This window comes from Streptomyces sp. NPDC048191, from assembly GCF_040652655.1.
Taxonomy (GTDB): Bacteria; Actinomycetota; Actinomycetes; order Streptomycetales; family Streptomycetaceae; genus Streptomyces.
The window spans coordinates 298169-319476 of record NZ_JBEZMO010000003.1 but is presented as its reverse complement, the minus strand read 5'-3'; the positions used below and the strand labels follow the sequence as shown (position 1 = coordinate 319476).

At 73.0% G+C, this 21308-nt stretch carries 16 protein-coding genes; 8 read left to right on the top strand and 8 right to left on the bottom strand.

The window, feature by feature from the left end; translation table 11 throughout:
- Positions 1 to 130 precede the first annotated feature (130 nt).
- Positions 131 to 2464, top strand: a complete 2334-nt coding sequence (locus tag AB0D93_RS07245) for a PQQ-binding-like beta-propeller repeat protein (protein ID WP_362114350.1) — start codon at positions 131 to 133, stop codon at positions 2462 to 2464.
- 216 nt (positions 2465 to 2680) lie between these two features.
- Here the strand turns inward: AB0D93_RS07245 and AB0D93_RS07240 are convergent, their stop codons facing one another.
- Genes AB0D93_RS07240 through AB0D93_RS07230 form a run of 3 tightly spaced genes read right to left on the bottom strand, consistent with a single transcriptional unit; the run spans position 2681 to position 5045 of the window.
- On the bottom strand, positions 2681 to 3457 hold the full coding sequence (locus AB0D93_RS07240) for an enoyl-CoA hydratase/isomerase family protein (protein WP_362114347.1): 777 nt from the start codon (positions 3455 to 3457) through the stop codon (positions 2681 to 2683).
- Entirely contained in the window at positions 3454 to 3864 is a 411-nt protein-coding gene (locus AB0D93_RS07235; RefSeq protein ID WP_362114344.1) for an OB-fold domain-containing protein, read from the bottom strand. Before AB0D93_RS07235 ends, AB0D93_RS07240 begins: the two co-directional genes overlap by 4 nt.
- A gap of 26 nt (positions 3865 to 3890) precedes the next feature.
- A complete protein-coding gene (locus AB0D93_RS07230) occupies positions 3891 to 5045 on the bottom strand; it encodes a lipid-transfer protein (protein WP_362114341.1) in 1155 nt (384 codons plus the stop codon).
- A gap of 85 nt (positions 5046 to 5130) precedes the next feature.
- Between AB0D93_RS07230 and AB0D93_RS07225 the strand changes: the two genes are divergently transcribed.
- Positions 5131 to 6732: a FadD3 family acyl-CoA ligase gene (locus tag AB0D93_RS07225; protein WP_362114338.1), complete on the top strand. Its 1602-nt coding sequence runs from the start codon at positions 5131 to 5133 to the stop codon at positions 6730 to 6732.
- A gap of 1195 nt (positions 6733 to 7927) precedes the next feature.
- Here AB0D93_RS07225 and AB0D93_RS07220 read toward each other — a convergent pair.
- The 3 genes from AB0D93_RS07220 to AB0D93_RS07210 form a co-directional block, all read right to left on the bottom strand.
- Complete coding sequence (locus tag AB0D93_RS07220) at positions 7928 to 8869, bottom strand: hypothetical protein (RefSeq protein WP_362114335.1); 942 nt, start codon at positions 8867 to 8869, stop codon at positions 7928 to 7930.
- A 181-nt stretch (positions 8870 to 9050) separates the two neighbouring features.
- Positions 9051 to 9218 (bottom strand): hypothetical protein, encoded by a 168-nt coding sequence (locus AB0D93_RS07215; RefSeq protein ID WP_362114332.1) that lies wholly within the window; start codon positions 9216 to 9218, stop codon positions 9051 to 9053.
- Between the two features lie 205 nt (positions 9219 to 9423).
- On the bottom strand, positions 9424 to 12396 hold the full coding sequence (locus AB0D93_RS07210; RefSeq protein ID WP_362114328.1) for a BTAD domain-containing putative transcriptional regulator: 2973 nt from the start codon (positions 12394 to 12396) through the stop codon (positions 9424 to 9426).
- 181 nt (positions 12397 to 12577) lie between these two features.
- On the opposite strand from AB0D93_RS07210, the gene AB0D93_RS07205 reads away from it, so the two are divergent.
- From AB0D93_RS07205 to AB0D93_RS07180, 6 genes are all read left to right on the top strand, one after another.
- Positions 12578 to 13810: an amidohydrolase family protein gene (locus tag AB0D93_RS07205; RefSeq protein ID WP_362114325.1), complete on the top strand. Its 1233-nt coding sequence runs from the start codon at positions 12578 to 12580 to the stop codon at positions 13808 to 13810.
- A gap of 5 nt (positions 13811 to 13815) precedes the next feature.
- The gene (locus AB0D93_RS07200) at positions 13816 to 14733 is read left to right on the top strand and encodes an LLM class F420-dependent oxidoreductase (RefSeq protein ID WP_362115086.1); all 918 of its coding nucleotides are present in this window, start codon (positions 13816 to 13818) and stop codon (positions 14731 to 14733) included.
- Positions 14734 to 14748: 15 nt separating this feature from the next.
- Positions 14749 to 15519 (top strand): SDR family oxidoreductase, encoded by a 771-nt coding sequence (locus AB0D93_RS07195; RefSeq protein ID WP_362114322.1) that lies wholly within the window; start codon positions 14749 to 14751, stop codon positions 15517 to 15519.
- 97 nt (positions 15520 to 15616) lie between these two features.
- Positions 15617 to 16735 (top strand): LLM class flavin-dependent oxidoreductase, encoded by a 1119-nt coding sequence (locus tag AB0D93_RS07190; RefSeq protein WP_362114319.1) that lies wholly within the window; start codon positions 15617 to 15619, stop codon positions 16733 to 16735.
- A gap of 13 nt (positions 16736 to 16748) precedes the next feature.
- Positions 16749 to 18479 carry a D-aminoacylase gene (locus AB0D93_RS07185; RefSeq protein WP_362114316.1) on the top strand — a complete coding sequence of 577 codons (1731 nt, stop codon included), beginning with the start codon at positions 16749 to 16751 and terminating at the stop codon, positions 18477 to 18479.
- The gene (locus tag AB0D93_RS07180; protein WP_362114313.1) at positions 18476 to 19936 is read left to right on the top strand and encodes an aldehyde dehydrogenase family protein; all 1461 of its coding nucleotides are present in this window, start codon (positions 18476 to 18478) and stop codon (positions 19934 to 19936) included. Before AB0D93_RS07185 ends, AB0D93_RS07180 begins: the two co-directional genes overlap by 4 nt.
- Before the next feature lie 3 nt (positions 19937 to 19939).
- Here the strand turns inward: AB0D93_RS07180 and AB0D93_RS07175 are convergent, their stop codons facing one another.
- Both AB0D93_RS07175 and AB0D93_RS07170 read right to left on the bottom strand, forming a co-directional pair.
- Complete coding sequence (locus AB0D93_RS07175) at positions 19940 to 20830, bottom strand: hypothetical protein (RefSeq protein WP_362114310.1); 891 nt, start codon at positions 20828 to 20830, stop codon at positions 19940 to 19942.
- A 57-nt stretch (positions 20831 to 20887) separates the two neighbouring features.
- Positions 20888 to 21283, bottom strand: coding sequence for a nitroreductase family deazaflavin-dependent oxidoreductase (locus AB0D93_RS07170; protein ID WP_362114307.1), 396 nt, complete (start codon positions 21281 to 21283; stop codon positions 20888 to 20890).
- Positions 21284 to 21308: the final 25 nt, after the last annotated feature.

Here is a 21308-nt window from a genome sequence, read left to right as displayed (position 1 = left end):
GGTTCGCAACGAGCCGCCCGGCCAGGAAGAATCAGGGTGCGTGCCGCCACGGCGGTGCGGTGGTGAGACGCTGCACTTCGGTCGCGTACATATGTGGGTGGCGCGGCTCGTACGGGGAGGTGGCAGGCAAGTGGTGGATCAGCTGACGCAGCACGATCCGCGGCGGATCGGGCCGTTCGAGGTGCTGGGCCGGCTGGGTGCCGGCGGCATGGGGCTGGTCTATCTCGCGCGCTCGGCGTCCGGCCGGCGCGTGGCGATCAAGACGGTGCGCACCGAGCTGGCCGAGGACCAGCTGTTCCGGGTCCGCTTCACCCGCGAGGTGGAGGCGGCCCGCGCGGTCTCCGGCTTCTACACGGCGGCCGTCGTCGACGCCGACCCGCGCGCCGCCGTGCCGTGGCTCGCCACCGCGTACGTCCCCGCGCCCTCCCTCGAGGAGATAGTGAACGACTGCGGGCCGCTCCCGGCCCAGGCCGTGCGCTGGCTCGCCGCGGGCGTGGCGGAGGCCCTCCAGTCCATCCACGGCGCGGGGCTGGTCCACCGCGACCTCAAGCCGTCCAACGTGCTCGTCGTCGAGGACGGCCCCCGGGTGATCGACTTCGGCATCGCCTCCGGTGTCTCCAACACCCGGCTGACCATGACGAACGTCGCCGTCGGCACCCCCGCCTACATGTCACCGGAGCAGGCCAAGGACTCGCGCAGTGTCACCGGCGCCAGCGACGTCTTCTCCCTCGGCTCCATGCTCGTCTTCGCCGCCACCGGCCACCCGCCCTTCCACGGCGCCAACCCGGTCGAGACCGTCTTCATGCTGCTGCGTGAGGGCCCCGACCTCACCGGCCTCCCGGACGAGCTGCGCCCGCTGATCGAGCTCTGCATGCAGATGGAGGCCTCCGCCCGGCCCAGCCCGGCCGACCTCCAGGCCCAGCTGGCCCCCCACCTCTTCGGCTCCGGCACCGACGACAGCGGCACCGCCTCGGCCTGGCTGCCCGAGAAGGCGGTCGCCCTCATCGAGACCCGCCGCGGCGGCCGACCCGCCGCCAAGCCCTCGCCGGCCCCGACCGGCGGCCCCCGCAGCGGCGGCCGCGCGGCCGTACCCCCGCCGCCCCCGTACGACCCGCCGGTCCCCACCGGCGCCCCCGACACCGGCCCCGTCCGGCTGGCCGGCGCCCAGGTGCCCATCGGCCCCGGCCCGCGCGTCGCCGACGCCCGCGCCGCCGCCGTCAAGGCACCCCCGCCGGAGGCCGGCCTGGTCGCCAGCTGGTCCCGCCCGCGCCCCGGCGTCGCCGGCGCCGACCCCGCCGTACCGCCGGTCCCGGCCCAGCCGCCGGAGACGGCGGGCGGCTGGCGGCCCTGGCGGTTCCGCATGTCCAACGAGGTCTGGGGCACCCCCGCCGTCGACGGCGACCTGGTCTACGTCACCTCCTTCGAGGTGCACGCCCTGGACGTGGCCACCGGCCGGCGCCGCTTCAAGACACGCGACGTCGCCTGGTCCATGGCGGTCGCGGACGGCCGCATCCTGGCGTCCGACGGCCCGACCCTGTTCGCGCTGGACGCCCGCGAGGGCACCGACCTGTGGCGGCTGTCCACGGACGCCTGGGTGTACTCGCTCAACGCCGACCGCGGCACGGTCGTCACCGGCACCCGCGGTGGCGGCGTCCAGGCCTGGGAGGCCGCGAACGGGCAGAAGCTGTGGGAGATCGCCGGCTGCCAGACCGACTTCGAGTCCCCCGAGGCCGGCCCGCTCGTCCACGACGGCACGGTCTACGTCTGGCAGGACGCCCGGCTGCGCGCCCTGGAGGCGCGCACCGGCGAGGAACGCTGGTCGTACCCGGTCGGCGACGCGGCCTCCTGCGGCGGCGTGCCCGTCCGCCTCGCCCCGGCCCCCGACGGCTACGTCTACGTCTCCGCCGGCACCCGCGTCCTCGCCGTCGAGGCCGCGAGCGGCCTGGTCCGCTGGCACTTCGAGGCCCCCGCGGTCTTCCTCAGCCCGCCGACCTTCGCCGCCGGCCCCGCGGTGACGGGCGGCGGCGTCTACCTGGCCGACTACCTGGGCACCGTCTACGCCCTCGACGCCACCGACGGCCGCGACCGCTGGCGCATCGCCACCGAGGCCCGCTCCTCCGTCGAACCGGTCCTGGTGGCCGCCGGCCACGTCCACGTCGGCAGCGGCAAGGGCCTGTACACCCTGGACGCGGTCACCGGCACGCCCAAGTGGCGCTTCCAGGCGGGCGGCGACGTGGTGGGCGCCCCGGCCGTGGCGGAGGGCCGCATCCACTTCGGCTCCACCGACCATCTCCTCTACACCCTGAAGTCCGACGACGGCCGCCTGCGCTGGAAGCTGGCGACCGGCGGCGAGATCACCGGCTCCCCGGTGGTCAAGGACGGCGTGGTGTACGCGTGCAGCAAGGACCGGTGCGTGTACGCACTGGACGCGGAGAAGGGGACGGGCACGGCCCGAACGTCGTAAGGGAGTGCGACGGCCGTCGTACCGGTGTGTCACGGAAGGGCTCCAGACGGCGGCCGTCCCAGGGCTGACGCTACCCCGGGCGGACGGCGACCGCCACGCGGTGCCGCCCGGTCGACAGTTGCCACGACAGCAGCGGCGGGGGCGGTCGAGGTCACGAACCTCTTGATCGACCGCCGCCGGGCGGACCCCCGGGCCGACCCGGGGTGACCGTCTCCGTCACCGCACCCGGAACCCGCCGTGCCGACGCCCCGCGAACAGCTCCGCCTGCCGCCCGGCCGGCAGATTGCCGAGTGCGATGAGGGCCGGGGCCTGCGCGAACGCCTGGGCCAGGCCCGCCTCCCTGGCCGCCCACAGCGCCCGTACGGTGCCCTGCACGCCCTGCGGCGGATACCCGGCGACGACGGCGGCACAGCGCACGGCGGCCGCCAACGCGCCGCCCTCCTCGGCGACTTCGGAGACCAGCCCGACCTCGTGGGCCCGGCGCGCGGAGATCCGCTCGGCATTCGCCATCAGCATCATCCGCGCCACTTCCCCGTACGGCATCCGGGCCGCCATCAGCATGGACTCGTAGGCGCTGACCATGCCGTACGCGGTGTGCGGATCGAAGAACTCGGCCGTCGGATCGGCGACGACGAACTCGCTCTCGCCGAGCAGATAGAAGGCACCCCCGCAGGCCAGCCCGTGCACGGCGGCCACGACGGGCTTCCACAGACCGTTCGCCTTGGGCCCCACCGTCAGCAGCGGATCGTCCTGCATGTACGGCGACGAGGGCTGCGGCACGACGACGTCCCGGTCGATCCCGGTACAGAACGCCCGCTCCCCGCTCCCGGTGAGCACGACGGCCCGCACCGAGTCGTCGAACCGCAACCCCTGCCATACGGCCGCCAGTTCACGAGCCATGTCCAAGTCGATGGCGTTGAGCCGGTGCGGCCGGTCCAGCGTGACGACCGCGACCCCGCTGTCCTTGTCGGCCTCGACCCGCACGGCGCTCACGCGAGCACCCACTGCGGCAGCCCGCCCTCACCGAAGACGACGTGCACCCGGGCTCCGACCCTGAGGCGCCGCGGATCGAGGGAGCCGAGGGGCGCGCCGGCGTGGTGCACCACATTGCCGACCAGCCGGATCCGCGGGCAGTCCTCCAGCTCCACCACGACCACGTTGTACGGCGCCTGCTCCGCGTACTCGGGCAGCAGCGGCGGATGCGGCACGACGTACGACCACACCCGCCCGCGCCCGGACACCGGGCGCCACTCCACCGCGAAGGACCGGCAGTGCGGGCAACAGGGCCGGGGCGGGAACCGCGGCTCACCGCAGTCCCCGCAGGCCTGGACGCGCAGTTCACCCCGGGCCGCGTACTCCCAGAAGGGCGCGCCGTCGTTGTCGGTGACGGGGCTCAGCATGATCGGCTCCTCGGCTCCTCGGCTTCTCAGTTCCGCAGCAGCAGGGCGGAGGTGGGCACGCCCTCGCCGGCCGTGACCAGACAGGTGGCGGCGCCGGGCACCTGGGCCGTGCTGGTCCCGCGCAGTTGCTTCACGCCCTCGTTGACGAGGTTGAAGCCGTGCACATAGGCCTCGCTGAGCCCGCCGCCACCGGTGTTCAGGGGCAGCCGCCCCCCGATCTCCAGGGCGCCCTGCTCGGTGAAGGCACCCCCTTCGCCCCTTCCGCAGAAGCCGTACCCCTCCAGCGAGAGCGGGACGAGGGCGGTGAACGCGTCGTAGATCTGGGCCACGTCCACGTCGTCCGGGGTGAAGTCGGCGTGCTTCCACAGGTGCCGGGCGGCGGTCCAGGCGGGACCGGTGAGGGGGTCGTCGTTCCAGTAGTTGACCATGCCGTGGTGCTGTGCGGGCAGCCCCTGCGCGGCGGAGTGGACGTACACGGGCCGCTTGGCGCAGTCCCGGGCCCGCTCCGCGGACACGACGACACAGGCGAGAGCGCCGTCCGTCTCCAGGCAGTTGTCGAACAGGCACAGTGGCTCGCTGATCCAGCGCGAGGTCATGTACATCTCGCGGGTCAGCGGCCGCTCGTACATCACGGCGGCCGGGTTCTGGTTGGCGCGGTTGCGGCAGGCGAGGGCGACGTTGAAGAGGTGGTCGCGGGTGGCGCCGTACTCGTGCATGTACCGCCGCGTCAGCATGGCTATCTCGTCGGCCGGCCGGAGCAGGCCGAAGGGCCGGGTCCACTGGGCGGGGGTGGGGAGCTGGACGCTGGTGTTGGTCCAGGGCCGGGGCCCGGAGCCACGCTTGCGCGACCGCCAGGCCACGCCGACGGTGGCCTGCCCGCAGGCGATGGCGGCGGCGAGGTGCGCGACGGTGGCGCAGGACCCGCCGCCCCCGTACCCCACCTTGCTGAAGAACGTCAGGTCGCCGAACCCCACGGCCTTCGCCAGCTCGACTTCATCGGTCTCCTCCATGGTGTAGGAGGCGAGGCCGTCGACCTCCCCGGGCGCGACCCCGGCGTCCTCCAGCGCGGCGAGCACGGCCCGGCAGGCGAGCGTCTTCTCGTCCTCCGCGAGGTGCTTGGCGAAGGCGGTCTGCCCGATCCCGACGATGGCGGTGGCGTCCTTCAGCCCAGTACCCGTCATGGCGTCCCCCTCTCCTGACAGACCGTCAGGTTACCGCTAATCTGACGGACAGTCAGCTGTGCGTGTGCGTTCGGGGAGGGCTGCGGTGGGCGAGTGGAACACCATCCCGGAGCTGGTGCGGTGGTCGGCCGGGCGGTACGGGGACACCGAGGCCGTGGTCGAGGGCCGTACCAGGATCACGTACGCCGAACTGGGCGCGAGGGTGGAGCGCGCGGCGGCGGCCTGCCTGGCGAGCGGGGTGCGCACCGGCGACCGGGTCGCGGTCTGGGCCCCCAACTCCCTGGACTGGATCACGGCCGCCCTGGGCGCGGTGACGGCCGGTGCGGTGCTGGTCCCGCTCAACACCCGCTTCAAGGGCGCGGAAGCGGCGGACGTACTGCGCCGCAGCGGGGCCCGGCTGCTGTTCGTGACGGGCACCTTCCTGGGCGCGTCGTACGTGGCGAGCCTGCGCCGGGCGGCGGGGGAGGGCGTACCGGACGCCGGCCGGGGACCGCTGCCGGGCCTGCCGGAACTGGAGGAGGTGGTGGTCCTGTCGGAGGACGCGCCACCGGACTTCCGGACGTGGAAGGACTTCCTGGCGGGCGGGGAGGGCGTCCCGGCGCCCGAAGTACACGCCCGTGCAAGTCAGTTGGACGGCTCCGCGCTGTCGGACATCATCTACACGTCGGGTACGACGGGCCGCCCGAAGGGCGCGGTGATCACGCACGCTCAGACCCTCCGGGCCTACGGGATCTGGGCGGACCTGGCGGGGCTGCGGGTCGGCGACCGCTACCTGATCATCAACCCCTTCTTCCACACCTTCGGCTACAAGGCCGGGGTGCTCGCCTGCCTGATGCGCGGGGCGACGATGATCCCGCAGCCGGTGTTCAACGTGGAGACGGCGCTGGCGAACATAGCGGCGGAGCGAGTGTCGGTCCTCCCCGGCCCACCCACCCTCCACCAGTCATTGCTGGACCACCCCGCCAGGGACGCCCACGACCTGTCGGCGCTGCGGCTGGTGGTGACGGGAGCGGCGGTGGTACCGCTGCGGCTGGTGGAACGCCTGCGGGGCGAACTCGGCGTCGACACGGTCCTCACGGCGTACGGCCTCTCGGAGGCGAGCGGCATCGTCACGATGTGCCGGCGCGGCGACGCCCCGTCGGTCATCGCCTCCACCTCCGGCCGGGCGATCCCGGGGACGGAGGTGAGGGTCGCGGACGCCTCGGGTGCCCCCGTGCCGTGCGGTGAGGCGGGCGAGGTCCTGGTCCGCGGCTTCAACGTCATGCGGGGCTACTACGGGGACACGGCGGCGACTGCCGAGGCGATCTCCCCGGACGGCTGGCTGCGCACGGGCGACGTGGGTGTCCTGGACGAGGCGGGCAACCTGCGCATCACGGACCGCATCAAGGACATGTTCATCGTCGGTGGCTTCAACGCGTACCCGGCGGAGATAGAGCAGGTGCTCGGCCTCCATCCCGACGTACGCGAGGCGGCCGTCATCGGCATCCCGGACCCCCGCCTCGGCGAGGTCGCCAAGGCCTTCGTGGTCCGTCGCCCGGGCTCATCCCTGACCTCGGACGACCTGATCGCCTGGGCCCGCCGAGAGATGGCGAACTACAAGGTCCCGAGAGCGGTGCAGTTCGTGCCCGACCTCCCGAGGAACGCGAGCGGGAAGGTGCTGAAGGGCGTGTTGCGGGGGAGGGCGTGACGGCGTGACGGCGTGACGGCGTGACCGCGTGACGGCGTGAGGGCGTGACGGCGTGACGGCGTGAGGGCAAGGCGGCTGGACGGAGTTGCCCAGTTGCCGTGGGCCGCCCGCTTCTCGGCGATTGTCGTGCCTCCGCGAGGTGAGTCAAGGGCGCTCCGTTCCGCTGCGCTTCACTCCCGCGTCGGCTCCGCCGATGGCCCTCCGGGCCACCCTTGACACACCTCGCTCCAGCACGAGGGAGAAGCGAGCGGGCGCCCCGGGGAAAGTGGCCGCCTCGCCGGTACCGGGCCCTTGGGTCGCCTGCGTCCGCGTCGTCGGTTGCGGGGCGCGGGGGCCGGGTGGGGGCCGCCGGGCCGGTTCGGCGGCGGTCGGCCGGCGGGTTGGGCGCGGTCGCGCATCGCCTGCACGCCGGGTCGCTTTGGCGGCGAAGGGCGGTGGCGGGGTGCGCGCCGGCGGGGCGGCGGGGCGGCGGAGCGGCGGCACGCCGGGTGGGCCGGGCGGGCCCCCGGTCCCATCCGTCCCACCGAGCCCACCAGCGACGTGCTGGGAGGCGATTGGACGAAGTGGGCCAGCTGGGTCCCGACTGGGAACGGAGATTGGTGGGGCCGTGAGCATGAAGGTGGCCCAACTCTCCCAATCCCCCAACTTTCCATCCCCAAAAGGGGGCGCCGATTACTGCAACTCCCCCTCGTCAACTTCCCAGTGAGCCCCCGGAGCACCGACCCCGCGCTCTCCCCCGGGCGAAAGTCGCCATGGTGGCCGGCGTGCCCCCGCACAGCTGTCGCGCATGTGCCCCCCGGGCGAAAGTCGCTGTCGTGGCCCGGCGTGCCCTCGCCGTCCTCCCGCGCATGTGCCCCGGGCGTAAGTCGCTGTCGTGGCCCGGCGTGCCCCCGCCGTCCTCCCGCGTATGTGCTCCCCGGGCGAAAGTCGCCATGGTGGCCCGGCGTGCCCCCGCGCAGCTGTCGCGCCCCTTCGCGCCGGTCACGATGCAGCCGACGGTAGCGGCCAACGCCGGTCGGGACCCCGCCTTTCCGGGCCGTTCGCTCGCTTCTTCCTCGTGCTGGAGTGAGCCGAGTCAAGGGTGGCCCGGAGGGCCATCGGCGGAGCCGACGCGGAACGCAGCGCAGCGGAGTGGAGCGCCCTTTACTCGGCTCACGGAAGCACGACACTGACAAGAAGCGGGCGGCCCCAACGGTCACCTCGCCGCACCGGCCAAGTAGGCCAGGGCGCCCCTGATCTCCTCGACCATGTACGCAGGCCGGTGAAAAACGTCCTCGGCGCTGAAGCGGAGGAGGCTGCGGATCTCCGGGCACCGCAGGAGCTGGTTGAAGCGGGCGATGTCGTGTCGGTGGGCCTCACGGGAGCCGTGGTAGGCGTAACCCTCGATCTCCACGGCCAGCCCCGCCGCCCTGAACAGGAAGTCGACGATGCGGCGGCGGCCGTCCGGTGTACGCAGTTCGACCTGGCACTCGGGGTGGAGACCGGCGTCGTACATGCGGAGCCGGGCCACGGTCTCGGCTGGAGAACCGGCGCGCTCATCGCACAGGTGCAGCCAGCGCCGGGCCCGGACCGAGCCCTGGGCCTGCCCCGCCGACTGCAGTGCGCCGGTGATCTCGTCCAGCCGAGTGAGGGGTGCGCGGCGGACGTATCCGACCCTGCGGTAGGTCAGCGCCGAGTCCACGGCGACGACCGCCTCGTCCCTTGGACCACGCCGGAGCAGATCCGTGAGCGTACGGGTGGGGGTGGTGAGCCGGAGCCCTTGCCGCTCCACCACGTCTCGCGTGCCGAGCGACATCCGGTGCACGCGTACGCCGCTGCTCACGCGGCGGAGGGTGAGCTGTGGGTCGATGAACTCCAGCGGTGCCCTGCGGCGATCGCCTGGCAACTCGATACGCCAGAGCGCGGCTGCTGAACCGTGGCTGACGATCAGCCGGGGCTCGCGCAAAAGCACGGCCCGGAGCTGAGTGAGCAGGTCGGGGTCCCGCCCCGGCTCCGCCCAGGCGCCGTGCCGGAGCTGGGTCCAGCCCTCCGCCCGCAGCGCACGCGTGAGACTGCGCCGGGGCCAGCCGGCCTCGACGGCACGTGAGGTGAGGAGGACGCCCCGGTCCGCCAGCGTCCTCAGGTCCCTTCGCTTCACCAGGGCAAGATGGCAGAAGCAGTAACTTCTCCGCTTGCCCTGTGGACAACCGTGCGGGCTCAACCCTTCAGAGAACCGGGTGCGAGCTGGACGCTGTGGAGCGGGCCCGTCCGTAGACACACGTCGGCCGCGACGGCTCCCCCTCGGTGCCGTCGCGGCCGGTCCCCCGTCGGTCCTCGGATCAGGCGGGCTCGGACGTGATGTGGATGTTGTCCGGAGTGACGGTGCCCTCGTCCTTGGCGTCGGTGATGTGGATGTTGTCCGGCGTCACCGTGCCGTTGTCCTTGGCGTCGGTGATGTGGATGTTGTCCGGCTCTACGACCGACTGGTCCTTCTTGGCGTCGCTCATGGTGCTTCCCTCCCAGGGCGCTGAACTCGGTTGCGCGGTTCGTCCGGCCGTTCCCCCGATGGACGGCCGGACGAACAACAGGTCGCCCCACACTAGATCGTTGACGGGGCGTCCTCACCGGCGGTCCGTCTGCCCCCCGACGCGACGGACCGACAACAAGAGAGTGACGCGTGGCGATAAACGAACGATGAACGTCCCGGAGGACTCACACGGCGGCTGGTGACAGCAGCGTGCGGACCGCTTCGGCCTCGGGTGTGCCGAGCGCCTCGTAGATGGAGAGAGCCTCCTGCCAGCACACCTGGGCCCGCCCGGACTGCCCGATACCGTGCAGGGCCCGGCCCAGAACGGTGAGCACGTTCCCCCGGCGCCACTCGCCACCGATCCCGCGGAGTACGGTCAGCGCGGCTTCCGCGTTGGCCGAGGCCTGGGCGTGCCGCTGGGTCTCGAGGTCGAGTTCGGCGAGCCGGAACAGCGTCATCCCCTCCCACAGCCGCTGGCGGCTCTCACGAAAGACCTGGAGCGCCTCCTGGAACCGCTCCGCCGCCTCGACGTGCAAGCCGTTCTGCGTGAGAGCCATACCGAGGGCGTATCGCCCGTTGGCGCTCTTCACGGCATGGCCCAGGGTCTCGTACATGTCGACGCCCTGCTGGGCCAGTTCCACGGCACTCCTCGGGCGCCCGGTCACCACGTGGATACGGGAGAGGTTGCACAGGACGCTGGCTTCGCCCGCCCCGTCCCCGCAGTCCCGGAAGTCGGTCAGCGCCTGCTTGAAGTGTTTCTCGGCGTCGGCGTAGCGCCGCTGGTAGAAGGCCATGGCACCCCGGCAGTTCTCCGCCCAGCAACGTGCCAGGGGGTGATCGAGCGCCTCTCCCAGCTCCAGGGCCTCGCGGGCGGCGTCGTCCGCCTCCGCGAAACGCCCCGAGAGCTGATGGGCGTTGGCCAGGACCACCGCGGCCCGTACCTCAGCGCGCCGGTCCCCGCAGGCGCGTGCCGCGTCGAGCAGGGCGAGGGCGGCGGCGTCGTACTCACGTGAGTTGGCGCCGGACTCGGTCAGGTCGACGGCGGCCCACAGGAGGTCGATGGCGCGCAGCAGGGTGGCCGGGCCGACGAGTTGGCGTACGCAGGCGAGCAGGGACACGGCCTCCGCGTAGAGCCAGTCCTGGGCCCGATGCCGGTCCTCGAACCTCAGCCCCGGATACGCGGCCGGCTGCAGGTGGTCCACGACCCGGTCCCCCGGCCGCTCCATCGCATAGACCTGTGCCGCCGTGGCCAGATAGAAGTCCAGCAGCCGGGACATCGCGGCCTCCCGCTCGCCCGGTGGCTGTTCGTCCCTCTCCGCGCAGGCACGCGCGTAGAGCCGGACCAGGTCGTGGAAGCGGTAGCGTCCCGGGGCCGCCGACTCCAGCAAGGACGTGTCCACCAGGGACTCCAGCAGGTCCTCGGTCTCCTCCGTCGGGAGGTCCAGGACCGCGGCCGCGGCCGCCAGCGAGATGTCCGGGCCGTCGGCCAGGCCCAGCAGGCGGAAGGCCCGGGCCTGGGCCGGTTCCAGCTGGCCGTAGCCGAGTTCGAAGGTGGCCTTGACCGCCAGGTCGCCGGCCTGCAACTCGTCGAGTCGGCGCCGCTCGTCCGCCAGCTTCGCCGCCAGGACCGAGACCGTCCAGGTCCGGCGTGCCGCGAGCCGGGACGCCGCGATGCGGATGGCCAGCGGGAGGAAGCCGCAGGCCGCGACCACGTCCAGGGCGGCCTCCCGCTCCGCCGCGACCCGTTCCTCGCCGACGATCTTCGTGAAGAGGGCGAGGGCCTCCTCGGGGGACATCACGTCCAGGTCCACCAGGTGGGCCCCGGCGAGGTCGACCATGCGGACGCGGGAGGTGACCAGGGCCGCGCAGCCCTCCGTGCCGGGCAGCAGCGGCCGTACCTGGGCCGCGTCCTTCGCGTTGTCCAGCAGGACCAGGACGCGGCGGCCGTCCAGCACGGACCGGTAGAGGGCCGCGCGCTCCTCCAGGGTGTCCGGGATCGCCGAGTCGGCCGTTCCCAGCGCGCGCAGAAACGAACCCAGCACGGTTTCCGGTTCCGCCGCGCGCGGGCCCGCGCCCTGGAGGTCCACGTACAGCTGGCCGTCCGGGAAGGCCGCCCGTGCCCGGTGGGCGACGTGCACCGCGAGGGTCGTCTTGCCCACGCCGCCGATGCCGGCCAGGGCCGACACCGCCATCACCCGGCCGCCGGCATCGGGAGCCTCCGACGCCGACGCCAGCACCTCACTCAGTTCGGACACGAACCCGGCGCGGCCCGTGAAGTCCGGGACCGTCGCCGGCAACTGGGCCGGGCGGACCGCCACCACCGTGGGCTCCGCCGCCGGAGCGGACGGCTCCGCCAGCGCCGGGTCCGCCTGCAGGATCCGCTGCTGGAGCTCACGGAGGCCCGGCCGGGGGTCCACGCCGAGTTCCTCGGCGAGCAGGCGGCGGGTGTCGGCGTAGACCGCCAGGGCCTCCGCCTGGCGGCCGCTGCGGTACAGCGCCAGCATCAGCAGCTCGCGCAGGCGTTCCCGGAGGGGGTGTGCCGCCGTGAGGGCCGTGAGTTCCGACACCGCCTCCGCGTGGCAGCCCTGCTCCAGGTCCATGTCCAGGCGGGATTCGAGGAGGCCCAGGCGCCATTCCTCCAGGCGGACCCGCTGGGTCTCGGCGTAGGGGCCGGGCACACCGGCCAGGGCCTCGCCGTCCCACCGGGAGAGGGCCCGGTTCAGCAGGTCCCGGGCCCGGGACAGGTCGCCGCCCGCCCGCGCCTTCTCCGCCTCCGCCGCCAGTTCCTGCGCGTCCGCCAGGTCCAGGGCGCCCTCGCCCGGCGATCGCACCGCGTAGCCGCCGGACTCGCTGACCAGGACTCCGGGGTCCAGGATCTTGCGCAGCCGGGAGGCGTACGTACGCACCGCCGCCAGTGCCTGCGACGGGGGTTCGGCGCCCCAGAGGGCGTCGATGAGCTCCGCCGCCGTGGCCGTACGGCCCTCGCGCAGCAGCAGGGCGGCCAGCAGGGCGCGCTGCTGCGGGGAGCCCGTGTTGAGCTGCTCCGCGCCGCGCCAGGCCCGCACCGGACCGAGCACGCCGAAGCGCAGCGCCTCCTGCTCCGTGACGGTCACGGAGCCGGGACGCCGCTGCTCAGGCACTCGCGGCCCATGGTCCATGCGTTCGTCCCCCTCGGAATCACGAACAACCCCGTCAGTTTGCCTTGTTCGGGTCGGTTCCGTCAGCCGCGGGAGACACCGATCACAGGGTGGCGCGGCGCAGCACACAAACCTCTCACACCCTCTTCGCAAGCACCCGGCCGGAACGCAGTAGCTGACGGACCGTCAGATCGGCGCTACCGTGAGGGACATGGAGACCACAGAGTTCCCGCTGATCATCTCCGTCGACGACCACACTGTGGAGCCCGCCACCGTCTGGCAGGACCGGCTGCCGAGGAAGTACCTGGACGTCGGACCCCGGATCGTGCGCGCCCCCGTGAAGGAGATGACCTTCCTGGGCGGGCGTTTCCGGCCCGTCATGGGCGAGCCGGGCGGTACGGACGGGCCCCTCGGCGACTGGTGGGTGTACGAGGGCCTGCGGCGGCCCCTCACCCGTCTCGACACCGCCGTCGGCTGCGACCGGGACGAGGTCAGGCTGGAGGTGATCACCTACGAGCAGATGCGGCCCGGGTCGTACGACGTGACCGCCCGGCTCGCCGACATGGACGTCAACCACGTCCAGTCCGCCGTCTGCTTCCCGACCTTCCCCCGCTTCTGCGGGCAGACCTTCTCCGAGGCCGCCGACAAGGATCTGGCCCTGCTGTGCGTGCGGGCCTACAACGACTGGATGGTGGAGGAGTGGTGCGGCCCCGCGGCGCGCGGCCGGCTGGTACCGCTCACCCTCATACCCCTGTGGGACGCCGAACTGGCCGCGGCGGAGGTGCGGCGGAACGCCGCGCGGGGCGTGCGGGCCGTCGCCTTCTCCGAGATACCCCCGCACCTCGGGCTGCCGTCCGTCCACTCCGACGACTGGGACCCGTTCCTCGCGGCTTGCGACGAGACCGGCACGGTCGTCGCCATGCACATCGGCTCCAGCAGCCGGATGCCCTCCACCTCAGCCGACGCCCCGCCCGCCGTCGGCTCCACCATCACCTTCGCCAACTGCTGCTTCTCGATGGTCGACTGGCTGATGAGCGGCAAGTTCGAGCGCTTCCCGAACCTCCGGGTCATGTACGCCGAGGGCCAGATCGGGTGGATCCCCTACATCCTCGAGCGCGCCGACGTGGTCTGGGAGGAGAACCGGGGCTGGGGCGGGGTCGCCGACAAGGTCACCCGGCCGCCCTCCGAGACCTTCGCCGGGCACGTCTACGGCTGCTTCTTCGACGACGCCTTCGGGCTCAGGAACCTCGACTCGATCGGCGTCGGCAACGTCCTGTACGAGACGGACTACCCGCACTCCGACTCCACCTGGCCCAAGTCCCGCGAGGTCGGCGAGGCGCAGATGGGGCACCTGCCGGCCGACGTGGTCGAGCGGATCGTGCGCGGCAACGCCATCGACCTGCTGGGGCTCACCCCCGAGGGGCTCTGGCGGTGAGTGCCCTGGCGTACGGCATCCAGCTTCCCGTCCAGGCCCAGAGCGCCCTGTTCGCGGAGGGCTGGGAGGCCGGGGCCGGCCCCGAGGACCTGGTGGCCGTCGCACGGGCGGTGGACCGTGCCGGGTTCGACTACCTCGCCGCCTGCGACCACGTGGCCATCCCGCGCCGCCTCGCCACGGCGATGGGCACGGTCTGGTACGACCCGGTCGCCACCCTCGCCCACCTCGCCGCCGTGACCGAGCGCGTGCGCCTGCTCAGTCACGTGGCGGTGGTGGGGCTGCGCCACCCGCTCCTGACCGCCAAGCAGTACGCCACCCTCGACCACCTCTGCGGCGGCCGGCTGGTCCTCGGGGTCGGCGCCGGGCACGTGCGGGAGGAGTTCGAGGTGCTCGGGGCCGACTTCGAGCGGCGCGGAGCCGTGCTGGACGAGGTGATCGACGCGTTGCGTGCCGCCCTGGGGGCGGAGGAGTTCCCCGAGCACCACGGGAAGGTCTACGACTTCGCCGGGCTCGGCCAGCGGCCCCGGCCGGCCCAGCCGCGGGTCCCCCTCTGGGTCGGCGGCTCCTCGCCCGCCGCGGTACGCCGGGCCGCGCTGAAGGGGGACGGCTGGCTGCCGCAGGGGGATCCGCGGGAGCGGCTGCCCGCGCAGATCGCCCGGATCCGCGCCCTGCGCGCGGACGGGGGCGCCGAGGGGTCCTTCACCGTCGGCGCGATCGCCGAGCCGCTGTACGTGGGCCGGGCCGGTTGGGACGTCGGGCGCCGGACCCTCACCGGGACGCCCGAGCGGATCGCCGAGTCGCTGCGGGCCTACCGGGCGATGGGCGTGGACCAGATCCAGGTGCGGTTCCGCAGCCGGAGCCGGGCCGAACTCATCGAGCAGATCGAGCTGTTCGGGGCGGAGGTCGCACCCCGGCTGGACTGAGGAGGCAGGACTGCCATGGGCAAGCTAGACGGGCGGGTCGTCATCATCACCGGGGCGGCGCGCGGGCAGGGTGAGCAGGAGGCGCGGCTCTTCAGGGCGGAGGGCGCGCGGGTGACCGTCGCCGATGTGCTGGACGACCAGGGCGAGGCCCTGGCCAAGGAGATAGGCGCGTTGTACGTGCATCTCGACGTCGGCACCGAGGAGGGCTGGCGGGAGGCCGTGGCGGCCACCAGGGCGGCGTACGGGCACATCGACGGGCTGGTGAACAACGCGGGGATCCTGCGCTTCAACGCGCTCGTGGACACCCCGCTGGACGAGTTCATGCAGGTCGTGCAGGTCAACCAGGTCGGCTGCTTCCTGGGGATGAAGACGGTGGCCCCGGAGCTGGCCGACGGGGGCACGATCGTGAACACCGCCTCCTACACGGCCATGACCGGCATGGCGGCCGTGGGGACGTACGCCGCGACCAAGCACGCCGTGCTGGGGCTGACCCGGGTGGCCGCGCTGGAGCTGGCGAGCCGGGGCATCCGGGTCAACGCGATCTGCCCGGGCGCCATCGACACGGCGATGTCCAATCCGGCGCGGCTCGACCCGGACGCCGACCCGGAGGAGATGAGCCGGGCCCTGGGCGAGCTGTACCGGGGGCTCGTGCCGCTCGGGCGGATCGGGCAGCCGGAGGAGGTGGCGCGGCTGGCGCTGTTCCTGACCTCGCCGGACTCCTCGTACATCACCGGGCAGCCGTTCGTGATCGACGGCGGGTGGCTGGCGGGCGTCTCCGTCATCTGACGGACCATCAGCTATTGACCCGCCCCGCGGGTGATGCCACAGTCAACGAAACTGACGGAACGTCAAAAATTTTCGGAACCGGGGACGGTGAACCGCCTTGGAATTCGGGCTCTTTGTACAGGGATACGTGGGCAAGCGTGCCGAGACCGACCCGCTGGCCGAGCACAAGGCGCTGATGGAGGAGACCGAGTACGTCATCCAGGCGGACCGGTCCGGCTTCAAGTACGCCTGGGCCTCCGAGCACCACTTCCTGGAGGAGTACTCCCACCTCTCGGCCAACGACGTCTTCCTCGGCTACCTGGCCCACGCCACCGAACGCATCCACCTCGGCTCCGGGATCTTCAACCCGCTCGCCCAGGTCAACCACCCGGTGAAGGTCGCCGAGAAGGTCGCCATGCTGGACCACCTCACCGAGGGCCGCTTCGAGTTCGGCAGCGGGCGCGGCGCCGGCAGCCACGAGATCCTCGGCTTCCTGCCCGGCATCACCGACATGAACTACACCAAGGAGATCTGGGAGGAGACGATCGCCGAGTTCCCGAAGATGTGGCTCCAGGACGAGTACTCCGGCTTCCAGGGCAAGCACTGGCAGCTGCCGCCGCGCAAGGTCCTGCCGAAGCCCTACGGGACGTCGCACCCGGCGATGTGGTACGCGGCCGGATCCCCGCCGTCGTACGCCATGGCCGCCAAGAAGGGGCTCGGGGTCCTCGGCTTCAGCATCCAGAAGGTCTCCGACATGGAGTGGGTGCTGGAGCAGTACAAGACGGCGGTCGTGAACGCGGAGCCGGTCGGGGACTTCGTCAACGACAACGTGATGGTGACGACCACCGCGATCTGCGCGCCGACGCACGCCGAGGCGATCGAGATCGCCGTCAACGGGGGACTGCACTACCTGCCCTCGCTGGTCTTCCGCTACCACGACACGTTCCCCCGGCCGGAGGGCTTCCCGGTGTGGCCGGAGACGCTGCCCCGGTACACGCCGGAGTTCGTGGAGCTGCTCGTCGAGGAGGAGCTGCTGATCTGCGGGGACCCGGACGAGGTGCTGCGCCAGTGCAAGCGGTGGGAGCAGGCCGGGGCGGACCAGCTGAGCTTCGGGCTGCCGGTGGGGGTGCCGAAGGAGGAGACGCTGCAGACGATCCGGCTGATCGGCGAGCACGTCATACCCAAGATCGACACGGATCCCGTGCACCGGACCACGCGGTTCCGTCAGGCCGTCTGAGGGGGTTCCAGGCATGTTGGACCACCTGATCAAGGGCGCCACCGTCGTGGACGGCACGGGGGCGCCCGCCCGCACCGCCGACGTCGGCATCAGGGACGGCCGTGTCGCCGCCGTCGGGCGGATCAGCGAGGAGGCCCGTACGGCCGAGGACGCGCGCGGCCTCGTCCTGACCCCCGGTTTCGTCGACCCCCACACCCACTACGACGCCCAGCTCTTCTGGGACCCGTACGCCACCCCCTCCCTCAACCACGGGGTGACCACCGTCGCCGCCGGGAACTGCGGGTTCACCCTCGCGCCCCTCAATCCCGCCCGCCCCGGGGACGCCGACTACACGCGGCGCATGATGTCCAAGGTGGAGGGGATGTCCCTGGTGGCGCTGGAGGAGGGGGCGCCCTGGAGCTGGCATTCCTTCGGGGAGTACCTGGACGCGCTCGACGGCCGGATCGCCGTCAACGCCGGGTTCATGGTGGGGCACTGCGCGGTGCGGCGGCACGTCATGGGACCGGAGGCCGTCGGCGGGCAGCCCACCGGGGAGCAACTGGGCGCCATGCTGCGGCTGGTGCACGAGGCCATGGACGCCGGCGCCTGGGGGCTGTCCACCACGCAGTCCCGTACGCACTCCGACGGCGACGGGCAGCCGGTCGCCTCCCGGCACGCGCGGCCGCCGGAGCTGCTGGCGCTGTCGAAGGCCGTCGGTGAGCACGAGGGCACGCAGATCGAGGCGATCGTCGCCGGGTGCCTGGACCAGTTCAGCGACGACGAGATCGAGCTGCTCGCCGAGATGAGCGCGGCGGCCGGGCGGCCGCTCAACTGGAACGTGCTCACCATCGACGCGGCCGTACCGGAGCGGGTGCCCCGGCAGCTCGCCGCGAGTGAGCGGGCCCGGAAGGCCGGCGGCCGGGTGGTGGCGCTCACCATGCCGATCCTCACCCCGATGAACATGTCCCTCGGGACCTTCTGCGCCCTCAACCTCATCCCCGGATGGGGGCCGGTCCTCGGGCTGCCCGTGCCGGAGCGGATCGCGAAGCTCCGGGACCCGGCCGTCCGGGCGGAGATGCTGCGCCGGGCCCGGTCCAGGGAGGCGGGCGTCTTCCGGCGGCTGGCGGACTTCGGGCGGTACGTCGTCGGCGACACCTACAGCGAGGCCAACCGGGGCCTGACCGGCCGGGTGGTGCGGGACATCGCCGGGGAACGCGGTCTGGACCCCTTCGCCTGTCTGGTGGAGATCTGCGCGAACGACGAGCTGCGTACGGTCCTGTGGCCGATGCCCAGCGACAACGACCCCGCCTCCTGGGCCCTGCGCGCCGAGACCTGGCAGCACGAGGACGTCCTGCTCGGCGGCTCGGACGCGGGCGCGCACCTGGACCGGATGTGCGGGGCGCCGTACACCACCCGGTTCCTCGGGGACTGTCTGCGCGGCCGCAGGCTGGTGGGGCTGGAGCGGGCGGTACGGATGCTGACCGACGATCCGGCGCGGCTGTTCGGGCTGCGGGAACGGGGACAGGTGCGGGAGGGCTGGCATGCGGACCTGGTGCTGTTCGACCCGGAGCGCATCGACGCCGGTCAGGCCCGGCTGGTGCACGACCTGCCGGGTGACGGTCCCCGCCTGGACTCCAGGGCGATCGGGATACGGGCCGTGTGGGTCAACGGGGTCGAGGCGATCCGGGACGACGTGGTGACCGGGGCCGTACCGGGCAAGGTGCTGCGGTCGGGCATCGACACGCGGACGGTGGGCACACGGTGAGCCCGGTGAGCGAGGGACAGCCGCTGTTCGTCGGCGGGCAGTGGGTGGAGCCGGACGCCGGGCACCACCCGGTGACCGACCCGGCCACCGAGGAGACCGTCGGCTGGGCGCCGGAGGCCTCGCCGGAACAGGTGCGGGCGGCCTGCGCGGCGGCCCGCGAGGCGTTCGGGGCCTGGTCGCGCACCCGGCCGGAGGACCGGGCCGCGGTGCTGGGCCGGGCGGCGGAGATCATCCGCGGCCGGCTGGAGCCGTACTCCGAGCTGGCCCGCGCCGAGACCGGCGCGACCACGGCGACGGCCCGCGCGCTGCAGGTCGGGGTGGCCGCCGCCCGGTTCCGCCGGTACGCGACCGTCGAACCCGCCGAGTGGGCCGTGGCACCGCAGATCAACGAGGCCGGGCCGATGGGGAGGGCCGGCGTGATGGGCGCCCTGGCGATACGGCAGCCCGTCGGGGTCGTCACCTGCGTCACCTCCTACAACAACCCGTGGGCCAACCCGGCCGGCAAGGTCGCGCCCGCCCTGGCCATGGGCAACACGGTGGTCGTCAAGCCGGCCCCGCAGGACCCGCTGTCCGTGTACCGGATGGCCGAGGCGCTGCAGGAGGCCGGGGCGCCGCCGGGGGTGGTGAACGTCGTCTCCGGGCGGGACGTGGCCGTCGGCGAGGCGGCGGTGGCGGACGACGACGTCGACATGGTCAGCTTCACCGGCTCCACGGCCGTCGGCCGGCGCATCGCCGAGGTGTGCGGGCGGGACATGAAACGCCAGCTGATGGAGCTGGGCGGGAAGGGCGCGGCCCTCGTGTTCGACGACGCCGACCTCGGCTCGGCCGTCGCCGGCATCGGCACCACCTTCTCCTTCTACAGCGGGCAGATCTGCACGGCACCGACGCGGGTGCTGGCCCAGCGCGGGGTGTACGAGCGGCTGGTCGAGCAGCTGGCGCGCCACGCGGGGCGGTTGACGGTCGGGGACCCGCGGGAGCCGGACACGGTCGTCGGACCGCTCATCTCGGCCGAGCACCGCGCGCGTGTGGAGTCGTACGTCGAACTGGGGCGCAAGGAGGGCGCGTCCGTGGTCACCGGCGGTGAACGGCCGCCGCTGGAGCGGGGTTTCTACGTCGCGCCCACGCTCCTCGCCGACTGCACCAACGACATGCGCGTGGCCCGGGAGGAGATCTTCGGTCCGGTGGTCGTGGTGATCCCCTTCGACGAGGAGGACGAGGCAGTGGCCCTCGCCAACGACTCGGAGTACGGGCTCATCGACTACGTCTGGTCCGGTGACGTGGCCAGGGCCTTCCGGGTGGCCCGGCAACTGCGCGCGGGGGGCGTGGGGGTGAACACCGTCGGCCGCAACATGGAGGCCCCGTTCGGGGGCTTCAAGAAGAGCGGGGTGGGCCGCGACGTGGGCTCCTACGCCCTGCACGCCTACAGCGAGGTGCAGTCGATCGTGTGGCCGGGGTGAGGCTCACTGCGTGAAGAACGACGCCGGATGCCGGGGGTCGGAGGAGCAGGTGAAGAGGCCTGCGTGGCTGTAGCGGCCGACGACCATGCCCACCGGCTCGCGCAGCGGGTCGCCCGTCGTCGCGCCCGGCCCGGCGTCGCGTTCCTCCAGGGGCCGGAAGCGGTGCGGTGCGCCGTCGGGGCCGAAGGCGCCGAGCCCGTACTCGGACGAGTCGAACTGGAGGAACAGCTCGAGCGGTGCCCCGCAGTCACCGCAGTCCAGGGGGTCCGGCCGGTCCGTCGTGCACCAGCGCAGGAAGCCGCCCAGCTTGTAGCCGGGGATCGTGGTGAGGTCGTCGGCCAGGTCCCGTTCCTCCAGCCAGGCCGCGAAGCGTGCGCCGAGGCCGGCCGGGAGGTCCTCGTCGCCGGGGTAGTCCGTCACCCGCTCCGGGTGCAGGACGCAGGCGCGCGGGACCATGTCCAGCTCGTCGTCCCACTCCTCGGTGGGGTCCGGCTGCCCGGTCAGCGGGTCGGTGACCTCGGCGGACCGGCGCCAGAACAGCCGGCAGGCCTGGCCCCAGCCCTCCGGATGCGGCTGGTCGTGCCAGTCGGGGCACCACAGGAGCTGGACCAGGTCGGTGCCGTCCGGGAAGCGGATCTCGGGGAAGTCAGCCGCCGTCAGCTGGGCCACCGCGACCATCCGGGTCGTGTACGGCCCGCCGCCCACGGCCCGGTGGTCGGCGCACTCCGGCCACGGTTCGGCGGCCGGCCAGCACAGGGGGCCGCCGATGTGGCTGTCCCGCGGGCCGGGCGTGCCGCGGCGCGGGTGCAGCCGGACGGCCGGGCGGGCGTGGGGCAGCAACGCGGGGAAGTCCCGGGCGGGTTGGACGAGGGAGGGGGCGGTGGTGAGTCTCACGCCCCGCAGTGTTCCCGCGCGCACCCCGCCGGGTCCACCCCGGCCGCCCGGCCCCGCTCAGTCCTGAAGGTCGACCCGCACCGTCAGCAGGTCCGTGCCGAACGCCCGTACCGCCGCGCTGTTGAAGCGGGGCAGGGAGCGCAGGCGGGCCACCGGGTCGTCGTCGGGGAGGAGGTGCGCGGTGCCGTGGTGCCAGTGGCCGGCGATGCGGACGCGGACCCTCGGATCGGCCTGGATGTTGCGCACGTACTGCGACCTGAGGCCGAACTCGGAGACCAGCCAGAAGGAGTCGCCGTCCCGGCGCCCGCCGACCGGCGTCCGCCGGGGCAGGCCGGAACTGCGGCCCGTCGTCTCCAGGAGGGTCTGGAACGGCAGCCGCCGGTTGAGCGGGTTGGCGATGTGCCGTTGGAACGCGGTCACCACGCGGTGTTTGCGGTGTGCGGGGGCTGTCATGCCGGTCGCTCTCCTGGTCTGACGG